The 14,169-nt window shown below is 62.8% G+C and carries 9 protein-coding genes; 7 read left to right on the top strand and 2 right to left on the bottom strand.

Annotation, left to right across the window (positions count from 1 at the left end; translation table 11 throughout):
- Positions 1-170: 170 nt before the first annotated feature.
- Positions 171-989, top strand: coding sequence for a posphoenolpyruvate synthetase regulatory kinase/phosphorylase PpsR (gene ppsR / locus WF331_RS17830; RefSeq protein ID WP_016485587.1), 819 nt, complete (start codon positions 171-173; stop codon positions 987-989).
- A gap of 159 nt (positions 990-1,148) precedes the next feature.
- Here ppsR and WF331_RS17835 read toward each other — a convergent pair whose 3' ends face one another.
- Positions 1,149-6,014 (bottom strand): NAD-glutamate dehydrogenase, encoded by a 4,866-nt coding sequence (locus tag WF331_RS17835; RefSeq protein WP_049274345.1) that lies wholly within the window; start codon positions 6,012-6,014, stop codon positions 1,149-1,151.
- Positions 6,015-6,287: 273 nt separating this feature from the next.
- Between WF331_RS17835 and WF331_RS17840 the strand changes: the two genes are divergently transcribed.
- Positions 6,288-6,641, top strand: coding sequence for a hypothetical protein (locus tag WF331_RS17840; protein WP_016500798.1), 354 nt, complete (start codon positions 6,288-6,290; stop codon positions 6,639-6,641).
- Between the two features lie 173 nt (positions 6,642-6,814).
- On the opposite strand, the gene WF331_RS17845 is transcribed toward WF331_RS17840, so the two are convergent.
- Entirely contained in the window at positions 6,815-7,720 is a 906-nt protein-coding gene (locus WF331_RS17845) for a LysR family transcriptional regulator (RefSeq protein ID WP_016500799.1), read from the bottom strand.
- Positions 7,721-7,843: 123 nt separating this feature from the next.
- On the opposite strand from WF331_RS17845, the gene lysA reads away from it, so the two are divergent.
- The 5 genes from lysA to WF331_RS17870 form a co-directional block, all read left to right on the top strand.
- Entirely contained in the window at positions 7,844-9,076 is a 1,233-nt protein-coding gene (lysA, locus tag WF331_RS17850) for a diaminopimelate decarboxylase (RefSeq protein ID WP_284361493.1), read from the top strand.
- Positions 9,077-9,325: 249 nt separating this feature from the next.
- Entirely contained in the window at positions 9,326-9,826 is a 501-nt protein-coding gene (locus tag WF331_RS17855; protein ID WP_016500801.1) for a sigma-70 family RNA polymerase sigma factor, read from the top strand.
- A 5-nt stretch (positions 9,827-9,831) separates the two neighbouring features.
- Positions 9,832-10,767, top strand: a complete 936-nt coding sequence (locus WF331_RS17860; RefSeq protein ID WP_284361496.1) for a FecR domain-containing protein — start codon at positions 9,832-9,834, stop codon at positions 10,765-10,767.
- 113 nt (positions 10,768-10,880) lie between these two features.
- Positions 10,881-13,367, top strand: a complete 2,487-nt coding sequence (locus WF331_RS17865; protein WP_340623165.1) for a TonB-dependent siderophore receptor — start codon at positions 10,881-10,883, stop codon at positions 13,365-13,367.
- A 295-nt stretch (positions 13,368-13,662) separates the two neighbouring features.
- The coding region (locus WF331_RS17870; RefSeq protein WP_340623166.1) for a toxin VasX at positions 13,663-14,169 on the top strand (507 nt) is incomplete at its 3' end.

A 14,169-nucleotide genomic window follows, 5' to 3' on the forward strand; every position in this document is an offset into this window, starting at 1 on the left:
TCCACTAACTGTGTTGGAAAAGCTCAAAAAGGCGCCCGCCTGTCTTCGGTGACTTGGCCGGGCGTTTGTGGCCTGTACCTGGAAAATAAGTGAGAATGCCGACAGCCGCATTCGGCAAACCGAACTTATCATATCCAAGAATCGTCATCAGCTTAAGGCCCAGATCGCAAATGAAAAGAACCGCGTTCTTCATCTCCGACGGCACCGGTATCACTGCCGAAACCCTGGGCCAGAGTTTGCTCGCGCAATTCGAGAGCATTCCGTTCAACAAATTCACCCGTCCGTACATCGATTCGCCAGACAAAGCGCGGACCATGGTCCAGCAAATCAACGCTGCGGCCGAGCGTGACGGGGTGCGGCCGATCATCTTCGACACCATCGTCAACCAGGACATCCGGGAGATCCTGGCGACGTCGAACGGCTTCATGATCGACATCTTTTCTTCGTTTTTATCCCCGCTAGAGCAGGAATTGACCGCCCATTCGTCGTATTCCGTGGGCAAATCGCACTCGATCGGCGGCAATTCCAACTACATGGAACGCATCGAGGCGGTGAATTTCGCCCTGGACAACGACGACGGTGCGCGCACCCACTACTACGACAAGGCCGACCTGATTCTGGTAGGTGTGTCACGCTGCGGCAAGACCCCCACCTGCCTGTACATGGCCATGCAGTTTGGCATCCGCGCCGCCAACTATCCGCTGACCGAAGACGACATGGAGCGCCTGCAACTGCCGGCTGTGCTGAAAAAGCACCACAGCAAGCTGTTCGGCCTGACCATCGACCCAGACCGCCTCACCGCCATCCGCCATGAACGCAAGCCCAACAGCCGCTATTCCAGCTTTGCCCAGTGCGAGTTCGAAGTGCGTGAGGTAGAGAGCCTGTTCCGCCGGGAGAACATACCCAACATCAATTCCACGCATTTTTCGGTGGAAGAGATTTCGGCGAAGATCCTGGTGGAAAAAGGGGTGGAGCGCAGGTTCAAGTAAGCCTGTACCGGCCCTTTCGCGGGCTCGCCCGCTCCCACAGGTCTTGCGCCAATCTCGAACCCGGTATGATACCTGTGGGAGCGGGCATGCCCGCGAAGAGGCCAGCTCAGGGATAAAAAAACCCGGCATCTCTGCCGGGCTTATCATTTCAGCTCAAGCTCAGGACGGCACCACCGTCGCCTGCCCGCTCATGGCCAGGTCGACCAGCTCGCGGTTAGCCACCGCGTACATCGCATAGTCGGTGCCGGTGGCATTGCGCAGGTCGTCCAGCATGGCACGCCAGCGCTCTACCATCACCCGATGCTGCTCGGCCCACAGTGCCACGCGGGCGTCCATGTCATCCGGCGCATCGGCCATCTGCAGAACCGAAATGGTGATCGCCCGCTGCTGCAGGTCGATGTCGTCGCGGAAGGCTTCGCGGGCCAGCGCCTGCCAGTTGTTCTCCACCGGCAAGTTGCTGATTTCCTGCAGGTACCAGGTCAGGTCCAGCGAGCTGCCCACGGCGAAGAACGCCTTGGCCACCTGGGCCGGGTCGTGACCGGTGACGTCGGCCGCTTCGATGATCGGCAGCAGGGTGTACAGGTGGCTGGTACCCGCCACCATGCGCGCCAGCAGTTCTGGCACACCCGCGTCGACAAAGCCCTGGTAGCGCACCATCCAGCGTTCGCGGGTCGGGCCTTCGAGCAGCTCATCGAGCTTGAGCCCGAGTTGCGCGATCTTCGGCCCAAAGTGCGCGGTATCACGCCCGGCGTCCTGCTCGTTGCGGCGGCTGCGCAGGAACCAGCGCGTGGCACGGCGGCCCAGGCGCATCAGTTCGTCCATCAGGGTGAGCTGGATTTCTGCCGGCACCTGGTAGTCCAGTGCCTCGATCTGGCGGAACCAGTGCGGCAGGTGGAAGATGTCGCGCACGATCACATAGGCCCCGGCCACGTTGGCCGGGCTCATGCCAGTCGACTCCTTCAGGCGCTGGACGAAAGTGATGCCCATGTTGTTGACCAGGTCGTTGGCAATCTGGGTGCTGACAATTTCGCGCTTCAGGCGGTGGCGGCGCATGGAGTCGGCAAACTTGCTCACCAGCGACGGCGGGAAGGCGGTTTCCATGTCGCGGGTCAGGTAGTCGTCGTCCGGCACCAGCGATTTCAGCAGCTGTTCCTTGAGGTCGATCTTGCTGTACGAAATCAGCACCGAGAGCTCGGCGCGGGTCAGCCCATGGCCAGCAGCCAGGCGTTCGGCCAGTTGCTCTTCGGACGGCAGGAACTCGATGGCGCGGTCCAGCTTGCCACGGGCTTCCAGGTCGGCCATCAGGCGCTTGTACTCGGCAATCCGCTCACGGGCACGGCGAGCCGCCAGCGACAGCGCCTGGGTCTGCTTGTAGTTGTTGCCCAGCACCAGGCCGGCCACTTCGTCGGTCATGCTGCCGAGCAGCTGGTTGCGCTGCTTCTCGGTCATGTCGCCACCCTGCACCACTTCGTTGAGCAGGATCTTGATGTTGACCTCGTGGTCGGAGCAGTCCACGCCGCCGGCGTTGTCGATGAAGTCGGTGTTGGTGGCGCCGCCGTTCAGGCCGAACTCGACCCGGCCAAGCTGGGTCATGCCCAGGTTGCCGCCCTCGCCCACCACCTTGCAGCGCAGTTCGTTGCCGTTGACCCGCAGCGCGTCGTTGGCCTTGTCGCCGACATCGGCGTGGCTTTCGGTGCTGGCCTTCACGTAGGTACCAATGCCGCCGTTCCACAGCAGGTCGACCGGTGCCTTGAGCAGCGCGTTGAGCAGCTCGGTCGGGGTGAGGCGGTCGGCTTCGATGGCGAAGCGCTCTTTCATCTGTGGGCTGATGGCGATGCTTTTGGCGCTGCGCGGGAAGATCCCGCCGCCTTCGGACATGATGCTGGTGTCGTAGTCGCTCCAGGCCGAACGCGGCAGGTCGAACAGGCGCTTGCGCTCGGCAAAGCTGGACGCAGGCTCCGGGTTCGGGTCAATGAAGATGTGCAGGTGGTTGAAGGCTGCCACCAGTTGCAGCTTGTCGGACATCAGCAGGCCGTTGCCGAATACGTCGCCGGCCATGTCGCCCACTCCGATCACGGTGATCGGGTCTTCCTGCACGTTGATGCCGCGCTCGCGGAAGTGGCGCTGCACGCCCACCCAGGCGCCGCGTGCGGTAATGCCCATCTTCTTGTGGTCGTAACCGGCCGAACCGCCCGAGGCAAAGGCGTCGCCCAGCCAGAAGCCGTAGTCGATGGCGATGCCGTTGGCGATGTCGGAGAAGGTTGCCGTGCCTTTGTCGGCCGCCACCACCAGGTACGGGTCGTCATCGTCATGGCGCACCACGTTGGCCGGTGGCACCACGCCGCCGTCCTTGAGGTTGTCGGTGATGTCGAGCAGGCCGGAAATGAAGATTCGGTAGCACGCCACGCCCTCGGCGGCGATCTCGTCACGGCCGCCACCCAGTGGCAGGCGGCGCGGCAGGAAGCCGCCCTTGGCGCCAACCGGCACGATGACCGAGTTTTTTACCTGCTGGGCTTTTACCAGGCCCAGTACTTCGGTACGGAAGTCCTCTTCGCGGTCGGACCAGCGCAAGCCGCCACGGGCGACGTTGCCAAAGCGCAGGTGCACGCCCTCGACGCGCGGTGAATAGACGAAGATTTCGAACTTGGGCACCGGCTTGGGCAGTTCGGGGATCAGCTTGGGGTTGAACTTGAAGCTGAAGTACGACTTGTTCTGGCCATTGGCATCCGGTTGGTAGAAGTTGGTGCGCAGGGTAGCCTTGATCAGGTCCAGGTAGCGGCGCAGGATGCGGTCTTCGTTGAGGACCTGCACGTCGTCCAGCGCGGTCAGGATCGCTTGTTCCAGGCGCAGCTGCTTGTCGTCCAGGTCTTCCTGGGTGAGCTTGCGGGCCAGGTAGAAGCGGGTCTTGAACAACCGGGTCAGCTCGCGGGCGATGTCGGTGTGGTTGTTCAGGGTGCTGGCGATGTAGCCCAGGTCGAAGCCCAGGCGGATCTGCTTCAGGTAACGGGCGTAGGCGCGCAGCAGCGCCACGTCGCGCCATGGCAGGCCGGCAGTGAGCACCAGGCGGTTGAAAGCGTCGTTCTCGGCATCGCCGCGCACGATGTGGATGAAGGCGTCCTGCAGGGTGTCGTTGAGCTGCTGGATATCCAGGCTCAGGCCTTCGCTGTAGGTGAAGGCGAAGTCGTGGATCCAGTACTCGCGGCCATTGGCATGGCGCAGGCGGTACGGGAACTCGCCGAGCACACGCAGGCCGAGGTTTTCCAGGATCGGCAGCACGTCAGACAACGCCAGGGGCGTATCGGCGTGGTACAGCTTGCAGTGCAGGATACGCTCGCCAACCTGGGTCAGCGGCTGGTAGAAGCTCATCGCCAGCGGCTTGCTTTCCGACAGGTTCAGCACGTGCTGCAGGTCGACCACTGCCGAGTGCGCGGCGAAGCGCTCACGGTAGCCGGCCGGGAAGCCCTTGGGGAAATCGGCCAGGATGTTGGTGCCCTGGGCTTCACCGAAGTTCTCGACCACCAGCGTCGAATAGTCGTCATGCCACGAGCGGCAGGCCTGGATAACTTCGCGTTCCAGCTGCTGCGGGTCGATGTCGATGCGGTTTTTCGGGTCTACGCGCAAAATCAGCTGCACGCGTGCCAGCACCGATTCGGAGAAGAAGGTCCAGAACTCGCAGTCGCTGGCCTTCAGGCGCTCCATCAGCACTTGCTGAATTTTCTGCCGTACTTCGGTGGAGTAGATCTCCCGCGGCACATAGGCCAGGCAGTAGCAGAAGCGGCCGTACGGGTCCTTGCGCAGGAACACGCGGATCTTGTTGCGCTCCTGGATCTGCACGATCGCCATGACGGTGGTGAACAGCTCGTCGATCGGCGTCTGGAACAGGTCGTCGCGCGGCAGTACTTCCAGTACCTGGGCCAGTTCCTTGCCCAGGTGGGCCTTGGCGTCGAAGCCCGAGCGGCGCTCGACTTCAGCCACCTTCACGCGGATATACGGAATGGCATGCACGCTTTCGCCATACACCGACGAGGTGTACAGGCCCATGAAGCGGTGTTCCTTGATGACTTTGCCGTCGGCGTCCAGCTGGCGGATCGACACGTAGTCCGGGTAGGCCGGGCGGTGCACGCGGCTGGGCAGCGCGGCCTTGGCAAACGACAGCAGTAGCGGTTCGTTGAGGTAAGCCACGGCGTAGTCTTCGATGCGCAGCTCTTCGGCCGTCAGGCCCACGCGCAGGCGGCGCGGCAGGCCGAGGAACGACTGCTCGTCGTAGACCATCTGGCCGCCGTCGGCGTCGCCCTTGACGGTGAATTCTTCATAGCCCAGGAAGGTGAAATGGTTGTCCAGCAACCACTCGAGGAACGCTTTGACCTCGCCCTTCTCGTTCTGGGCTGGGCCAAAGGCGGTCTGTTCAACCTGCGCCACCACTTCACGCAGCTTGGCCTTCATCGGCTCGAAGTCGGCCACGGCCACCCGTACCTCGGCCAGCACCTGCTCGATCTCGCGGGTCAGCACGGTCAGCTCGGCAGCATTGGCGCAGCGGTCGATCTCCAGATACATCAGCGACTCATGGCGCACGCCTTCGCCCTGGGTGCCCTTGGGCAGCAGTTCCAGCAGTTCGCCCTTGGCGCCGCGGCGCACGCTGAGCACGGTGGTCTGCAGGGTGTGGATGCTGTAGCCGCGGCGGTTGAGCTCGGTGCGCACAGAGTCGACCAAAAACGGCAGGTCGTGGTGCAGCACCTCGACCACGGTATGGGTCGACTGCCAGCCATTGCGTTCGTAATCGGGGTTGTATACGCGTACTTGCGGGTATTCGGGGTCGAAACGTTCGATGATGCGCCAGGCTGACAGGGTGCAGCCGGCCAGGTCGGAAAGCCTGCGCTGGGTGAGTTCGTCCAGAGAGATGATGCCGAAGAACTGCTCGGCGAACAGCGCCACTTGTGGCAGGGACTGTTCGCTGATGTGCTGCGCCAGGGCCGCTTGCAGTTGATGCTGGAAGTCGGCTTTGCTGGCTGCGGTGAAGAACGCCATCTGTGGTACTCCGCTTGGGCTTTGTAATAGTTGAAGCGTCGCTGCGTGCGCCGTGTACGGATCAACGATAGCCAACCCGTGGCAAGGCGGACGGTAAAACCAGGCGTTGAACGTGCGCGGGCACGCCCAGGGCTCGGCGAAGCTTAACGACTGATCGGTCATCAACGCTTGCAGCGCTGCGACAATTTCGGTCAAGGGGCGGTAACTTTACGTTTATGCCTGTACGCAAGACTGTCAGAATTCCCTTCCGTTTCCTTTGATCCGAGCCTGCTCATGCAAATCAACACCGCCCTGCTGTTCGCCACCCCTTGCGATGACGAGGAAGACAACATGGCGACCCTGTGCTGCCACAGCGACAAGGGACAGATGTTCCTGCTTACCCGCTACCCCGACGAAGACACCGTCGACCTGACCCTGGATGACGAGCCGTCGACGCTGGATGGGCTGAAAGTGACGCTGAGTGCCAAGCGCCTGCTGATCGAAGTGGCGGCCGGCGACCAGGATGCGCTGAAGGGGGACGAGGTGCTGGAGATCACCCTTACCAGCGACCTGAGCGACCTGGACGAAGTGAAGCAAACCCTGGAAAACATCCTGACCGGGACCGGGACCTTCGTCTGCGAACTCTGAACCGCAGATTGCACACAGGGCCGACCTTTGTTGCCTGTACCGGCCTCATCGCCGGCAAGCCAGCTCCCATAGGTACTGCAAATGGCTTGAGGCAGAGGTGGTCGGTGTGGGAGCTGGCTTGCCGGCGATGAGGCCGGTACAGGCAGCACAAAACCCCTTGGGAGAGTCAGGCGCTAGCGCAATGCTGCCTGCATCGCTTTAGCCTGCACCCGCAGCGCCTCGCAAAACGGCTCCACCGCTGCCGAAGCCGGCCGATGGTCGGGGCGTATCAGCATGACCTGGTAGGGCACCGACACCCGCAACCTGCGGATCGGCAAACCGCCCTGGGCCGCCTCCAGGCCGCTCAGCGGGTTGATGATAGCCACCCCAAGGCCTTGCCTGACCATGGCGCACACCGAGGCGGCACTGGTGGTCTCGATCACCGTGCGGCGGTTCACCCCCGCCGCGCGAAAGTGCTGGTCCAGGCGCTGGCGGTAGGTGTCCAGGCTGGCCAGGTTGATGAAATCGACCTCATGAAAGTCGCTTAGCTCCAGCTCGGCCTTGGCCTGCAACGGGTGATGCTCGGGCAGCACGCACACCATGTTGGCGCTGAACAGCAATTCGCCATAAGCGCCGCGCGGTATCTGCTCGATTTCGGTCAGGCCAAGATCATGCTGCTGGGCAACCAGTGACTCCTCCAGCAACGGCGACTCCTGCGCCACGATGCTCACGCTCACACCGCGGTGCTGCTGATGGAAGCGTTGGCAGGCCTTGGGCAGCAAGGTCTGGGAGAACAGCGGCAGGCAGGTGATGGCCAGCCGTCCCTGCTCGAAATTGCGGATGGCCTGGGCAAAGCGATCAATGCGCTCCAGCCCGACGTAGGCACGCTCGACCTCTTCGATCAACAGCAGCGCCTGGGCCGTCGCCACCAGGCGCCCACCCTCGCGCTCGAACAGGTTCAGGCCAGTCACCTGCTCCAGCCGCGCCAATTCGCGGCTGACAGTGGGCTGCGAGGTGAACAGCAAGCGCGCCGCACCGGTGACACTGCCAGCGGCCATGATGGCGCGGAACACTTCAATGTGGCGGACGGACAGTTTCACGGCAGCACCCGGTGAGTCGACAATGGGTATATCAGATATGAATGGCTGGAAGAAAAAAAGCTATTTTTCTGAATTCCCGCTTTGATTCATCCTCGTGCCCTTCCTTATACGAGTAGCGCCACCATGACCGCACCCTTCACCCTTCTGGCCGAGGCGGTTCGCCAGCACGGCTCGCCCCTTTGGGCGTACGACGCCAGCACCATCGCCGAGCGTGTCGAACAGCTGAACGTATTTGACACCGTACGCTTCGCCCAGAAAGCCAACCCCAACCTGCATGTGCTGCGCCTGATGCGCGCCCACGGCCTGGTGCTGGATGCCGTGTCGCTGGGTGAAATGGAGCGGGCCTTCGCTGCGGGTGCGAGCGTGGACGGTGACCCTGCCGGCGTGGTGCTGACCTGCGACGCGCTGGACCGGCCAACCCTGGAGCGCGTGGTGGCAGAGAAGATCGAAGTCAACGCCGGCTCCATCGACATGCTGCGCCAACTGGGTGAACGCTCGCCCGGCCACCGCGTGTGGATCCGCATCAACCCGGGCTTCGGCCATGGCCACAGCCGCAAGACCAACACCGGCGGCGAAAACAGCAAGCACGGCATCTGGCACGAAGAACTGGACGAGGCGCTCGCGTGCATCAAGGCCAATGGCCTGCACCTGGTAGGCGTGCACATGCACATTGGTTCCGGGGTGGACTATCAGCACCTGGAGCAGGTGGCCCGCTCGATGATCGAACTGGTCGGTCGCCTGGGCGTGGATATCGAGGCGTTCTCCATCGGCGGCGGGCTGTCCACCCCTTACCGCAGCACCGACAAGCCGGTCGACCTGCAACGCTACGCCCAGACCTGGGCGGTGGCACGCAAGGAAATCGAAGCAATGCTGGGCCACCCCGTACGCATGGAAATCGAGCCAGGGCGCTTCCTGGTGGCCGAGTCGGGCTATCTGGTGGCCGAAGTGCGTGCCGTCAAGCAAGTGGGCCGCAATACCTTCGTCATGATCGACGCCGGCTTCAACGACCTGATGCGGCCGGCGATGTACGGCGCGTACCACGGCATGACCCTGCTCGACGCAAACGGCCAGCCGGTGGACCGCCCACGGCAGCCGACTGTTGTGGCTGGGCCATTGTGCGAATCGGGTGACGTGTTCACCCAGGATGACCAGGAACTGACCCCGCAGGACCTGCCCCAGGCTCAGGTGGGCGACCTGCTGGTGATCCATGATGCCGGCGCCTACGGTGCATCGATGTCGTCGAACTACAACAGCCGGCCGTTGCTGCCGGAGTTCCTGATCGAAGACGGGACGCTGCGAATGATTCGCCGGCGGCAGACGGTGCAGGACCTGCTGAGCCTGGAGACCGGGTTCTAACAACGTATTCAATGCGCGCGCGCTGCCTTTGTGTGAGCAACTGCCTTGCTCAAGATCCAGAAGCTGGCGCAACCTCAGTGGGAGCGGGCATGCCCGCGAACACCGGCAGAGCCGGTGCCATCCACCGTGTTGCCTGTTTCGCGGGCACGCCCGCTCCCACAAGGATGTGTGCATGCACTCGATCCTTGCAATCAGCCTGCCCTACTACGACAATGCGATCAATTCCCATTAATATTGCGGTCTTGACGCATGTCGACGCTCGATCCCCAGGCCCTGCACCAGCTGTACAGCGAAAACAACAGCTGGCTGAAGGGCTGGCTGCGCGCCCGCCTGGGCAACGCCGCCGATGCCTCCGACCTGGCCCACGACACGTTCTTGCGGGTAATGACCGCGCGCAACCCGTTGCCGATCCGCGAGCCGCGCAGCTACCTGAGCGCTATCGCCCGCGCGCTGCTGATCGACAAAGCCCGCCGCCGCGCCATCGAAAAAGCCTACCTGCAAGCCCTGGCCTTGCGCCCGGAGCCGGTAGAGGTATCGCCGGAAGTGCGCTTGTCGATCATCGAAATGCTGGTGGCCGTGGACACCCTGCTCGATGAACTCGGCGCCAAAACCCGCGCCATCTTCCTCGCCGTTCAACTGGAAGGCTTGACCTACGGTGCTGCGGCCGAGCGCTTCGGCGTGTCGGTTACCACCGTGAAGAACCACCTGATCAAGGCGATGACCCGCTGCCTGCTGGCAGTCGAAGGCTGAGGGCGATGGATCTCAAGACACTCGAAGCCGCTGCCACCTGGTATGTGCAGCTCAACGATGGCGCCAGCGACGAGGCCCGCACCTACGCCTGGCGGCAGTGGCTGCAGGCCAGCCCGCAACATGCTGCCGCCTGGGCGCGGGTAGAAAAACTGCAGCAGCAATGGGCCATGGTGCCGCCACAGGCAGCGCTGTCCAGCCTGGGCGCGGCACAAGCACAGCGGCGCGATGTGCTGAAGGTGCTGAGCCTGTTGCTGGCCATGTGCGGCGGTGGCTGGCTGGCAGCCGAGCAGGTGCCCTATCGCGCAATGCTGGCCCAGCAACGCACCCGTGGCGGCGAACGGCGCGCCATGCAGCTGGAGGATGGCTCACAGCTGGAGCTGAACGTGAATACCTCGCTGGATGTGCGCTACGACGCCAAGGTACGAGCGATCCAGCTGTACCAGGGGGAAATCCTGGTGCGCCCGATCAATGGCCTTCAGCAGCGCCCGTTCATCGTGCACACCGAGGACGGCAGCGTGCTCACCCGTAGTACCGAGTTCAGCATCCGCAAACTTGCCCGGCAGACGCGCGTGGGCGTGCTGCAGGGCGCTGTCGAAGTACGCCCGCAGCACCACCCTGATCGGGTGCTGCAACTACAGGCCAGCCAGCAAGTGAATTTTGACCGCGACGACTTCGCCAGCGCACATGCCCTGCCCGTGGATTCGACAGCCTGGCTGCAGGGCATGCTGAGTGTGAACGACTGGCAGCTGGGCGACTTTGTCGAGGAACTGGGGCGTTACCGGCAAGGGGTGCTGCGCTGCGCCTCCTCGATCCGGTCCTTGAGCATTTCCGGTGCATTCCGCATCGACGATACCGATATTGCACTGGCCAACCTGCCCAAAACCCTGCCCGTGAAGGTGCGCTATATCAGCCGTTACTGGGTGAGCGTGGAACCCGCCTGAATAACGGCCCCAAAAATAATTTCACCCACACCTTGCTGATTTCGATTCTCGCCCGTCCCTGACACAAGCCGCGACGACAGCGACTTTCTGCCATGACACGGAAGGATCACGCAATGCCCCATCTGCACCCCACCCCTGCAACCAAGCTGAGCCAGGCCGTGCGCCTGGTAGTGTTCGGCATTGCCCTGGCCAGCGCGCCGGGGCTGCTGCTGATGCCTGCCCAGGCCATGGCCCAAAGCCAGACCGCCTACCACGTCCCTGCCGGCCCGTTGGGCAATGCCATCACCCAGTTTGGCGTGCAGGCGGGCGTGACCATTTCGTTCGACACCGCACAAACCCGCAATCTGAGCAGCGCAGGCCTGGAAGGCAGCTACAGCGTCGATGAAGGGCTGATCCGCCTGCTGGCCAACAGTGGCTTGCAGGCTCAGCGCCAGGGCAATGGCGGCTATGTGCTGATGCCTGCAGACAACGGCTCGGCCATGGAGCTGGGGCCGATGAACATCGACGCCAACCGGCTGGACGCCACCAGCGAGGGCACCCAGTCGTACACCGCCCACGCAGTGACTATCGGCAAGGGCGTGCACACGCTGAAGGAAACCCCGCAGTCGGTCACCGTGATGACCCGCAAGATGCTCGACGACCAGAACCTCAACACGCTGGAACAGGTGCTGGACAAGACCCCAGGCATCACCGTGTACGACTCGCCCATGGGCGGCAAGTACTTCTACTCCCGTGGTTTCAACCTGGACGGCCAGTACCAGTACGACGGCGTGCCGCTGGATGTGGGTGGCAACTACGTACAGGCCAACAGCTTTTCCAGCGACATGGCGTTCTACGACCGCGTCGAAATCCTCAAGGGCGCGGCGGGCATGATGAAGGGCTCCGGCTCCTCCGCCGGCGGCGTCAACTTCGTGCGCAAGCGTGGCCAGGAACAAGCCGCCACCACCGTCACCCTGTCTGCCGGTAGCTGGGACAACTACCGCGGCCAGGTGGATGTAGGCGGCCCGTTAAACGAGTCAGGAACCGTGCGGGGGCGCGCCGTGGCGTCGCAGCAGGATCGCCAGTACTTCTATGACACAGCCAAGCGCCAGGACCAGATACTGTACGGCGCCATCGACTGGGACGTCACCCCCGACACCACCCTGGGCTTTGGCCTGGCCTACGAGGATGTCGATGCCACACCGTGCTATTCCGGCCTGCCACGCTACGCCGATGGCAGTGACCTGAAGCTGTCGCGCTCCACCTGCCTGGGGGCCAGCTGGAACGACCTGCAAAGCCAGCGTGTTACCGGTTTCGCCGACCTCAAGCACCGCTTCAACGAAGACTGGACGCTGAACTTCGCCTCGATCTACACCCACAACAACCAGGACATCGAATACGCCTACTCCGAAGGCACGGTACCGGTCGGCGCCAGCACCGCCAGCATGAACGTGCGAGCCGGTCGTTTCGACTACGACCAGGACGACTACGGCTTCGATAGCTATGTCGATGGCAAGTTCGAGGCGTTCGGCCTCCAGCACGAGCTGATCATCGGTGCCAACGCCAGCCGGCAGAAAACCCATGACTACTTCGCGCTTATGCTGCTGAACGCCAAGCAGAACCCGTTCAACCCGACCGCGAACTTCCCACAACCGTCCAAGGGCGATTACCTGGTTAACCCGACCCGCGGCGGCAGCGTGCCAACCGACTCCACCACCACCCAGTACGGCACTTACGCCAACCTGCGGCTGAAGCTGGCAGAGCCGCTGACCCTGGTGCTGGGCGCGCGGGTCAGCTGGTACCGCAACAAGAGCGACTCCTATACCCAGTTCTACGATTACTGGGTGAATAACCGCAGCCAGGAAAACGGCCAGGTCACGCCGTTCGCCGCCGTGCTGTACGACCTGAACGACCAGTGGACCGCCTACGCCAGCTACGCCGACATCTTCCAGCCGCAGAGCGACAAGGTGAATGCCGAGCGGCAGGCGTTACAGCCCAAGACCGGTGCCAACTACGAGATCGGCATCAAGGGCGAGCTGCTGGACGGCGCGCTGAACACCTCGTTCAACTTGTTCCGCACCATCGAGAATCATCGCGCGGAAACCGACTACAACGAAGCCTGCCCGTCTGGCGACGGCTATTGCTACACCGACAGCGGCAAGGTGCGTGCCCAGGGCTTCGAGGCCGAGATCAGCGGCTCGCCAATCGAGCGCCTGCAACTGCTGGCAGGCTACACCTACACCCAGACCAAGTACCTGAACACCATCGAAGACACCGACCCCACCGAGCTGACCTTCACCTCCAGCTTCATCCCGCGGCACATGCTCAAGGTGTGGGGTGACTACCAGCTGGGCGGTGCACTGGAGCGCTTCACCGTCGGCGCCGGCCTGAACAGCCAGAGCGAGAACTTCCGCACTACCGGCACTACCCGCGTCGAGCAGGCAGGCTACACCGTATGGAACGGCCGCGTGCAGTACCGCATCGACCCGAACTGGACGGTCGCCCTCAACGGCAACAACCTGTTCGACAAGAAGTACTACGCCACCATCGGTGCGCCGGCGTGGGGCAACTTCTATGGTGAGCCACGCAACTTCATGGTGACGTTGCAAGGGGCGTTCTGAAATGCATCAGGGCCGCTTTGCGGCCCTTTTGATTTGCCAGGTCGCCTACAAAAAATCTGTCAGGTTCGCTCTCCCACCGACTTTCCGTAGCGTGACGAGAAGCCTTTTCGTGGACGTGATAGCCGGTGAAAACACCTACCGACGTCAAGACCACCGCATTTTCAGAAATCTCCTACGCACGTATCGGAAGCGCAAAGCTCCAGCAAGAAGTGATTCCTCGCTAGGGTCCAGGTTCGCGTCGAATGCAGCGCGTTGCATGCATTTGATGATCACTCCTGCTCACTGGAGCACATCCATGGATTCATTGAACGAAACCCTCGAACTGTGTCGGCGCATCACTACCGGCTACCGCCCCGCCCTGCGCAACAGCCCCGTCGCCAACTGCACCCGCCGCTTCGAACTGTTGCCCCTGCGCTACGCCGCCATCGGCGGCAACCCGGCACAACGCGCCCGCCTGCCGAAACTGCCAAGCTATCTCAGCCCATTCTCGGACGTCGGCGAGATGACGCATTCCAGCTACGCCATCCGCCCGTTGCGGGAGGGCTTTCTCTACCTGCTGATCAAGCGCCACAGCGCACCGGCCTATGAATGGCACAGCCAGTACCGTGTCGCACCCAATGGCTCACTGCTGTACATCAGCGTCGACGCCCCCTGGGAGCCCGCCCCCAGCGCCGGCAATCTCGATGAGATCATCCGCAGCTTCGGCTGGACCATCACGCTCTATGACCTGGATGACATTCAGGAACTGCGCCCATTGTTCAGCCCTTCCCCGCTGACCCCGCGCATGCTCGACAGCTACCGC

The sequence above is a fragment of the Pseudomonas sp. YNh genome, assembly GCF_037993085.1.
GTDB classification, from domain to species: Bacteria; Pseudomonadota; Gammaproteobacteria; order Pseudomonadales; family Pseudomonadaceae; genus Aquipseudomonas; species Aquipseudomonas putida.

Coding starts and splice junctions, on each gene's coding strand:
- WF331_RS17835 (WP_049274345.1), bottom strand. CDS start 6,014: ATGGCGTTCTTCACCGCAGCCAGCAAAGCCGACTTCCAGCATCAACTG.
- WF331_RS17855 (WP_016500801.1), top strand. CDS start 9,326: ATGTCGACGCTCGATCCCCAGGCCCTGCACCAGCTGTACAGCGAAAAC.
- WF331_RS17860 (WP_284361496.1), top strand. CDS start 9,832: ATGGATCTCAAGACACTCGAAGCCGCTGCCACCTGGTATGTGCAGCTC.
- WF331_RS17840 (WP_016500798.1), top strand. CDS start 6,288: ATGCAAATCAACACCGCCCTGCTGTTCGCCACCCCTTGCGATGACGAG.
- lysA (WP_284361493.1), top strand. CDS start 7,844: ATGACCGCACCCTTCACCCTTCTGGCCGAGGCGGTTCGCCAGCACGGC.
- WF331_RS17865 (WP_340623165.1), top strand. CDS start 10,881: ATGCCCCATCTGCACCCCACCCCTGCAACCAAGCTGAGCCAGGCCGTG.
- ppsR (WP_016485587.1), top strand. CDS start 171: ATGAAAAGAACCGCGTTCTTCATCTCCGACGGCACCGGTATCACTGCC.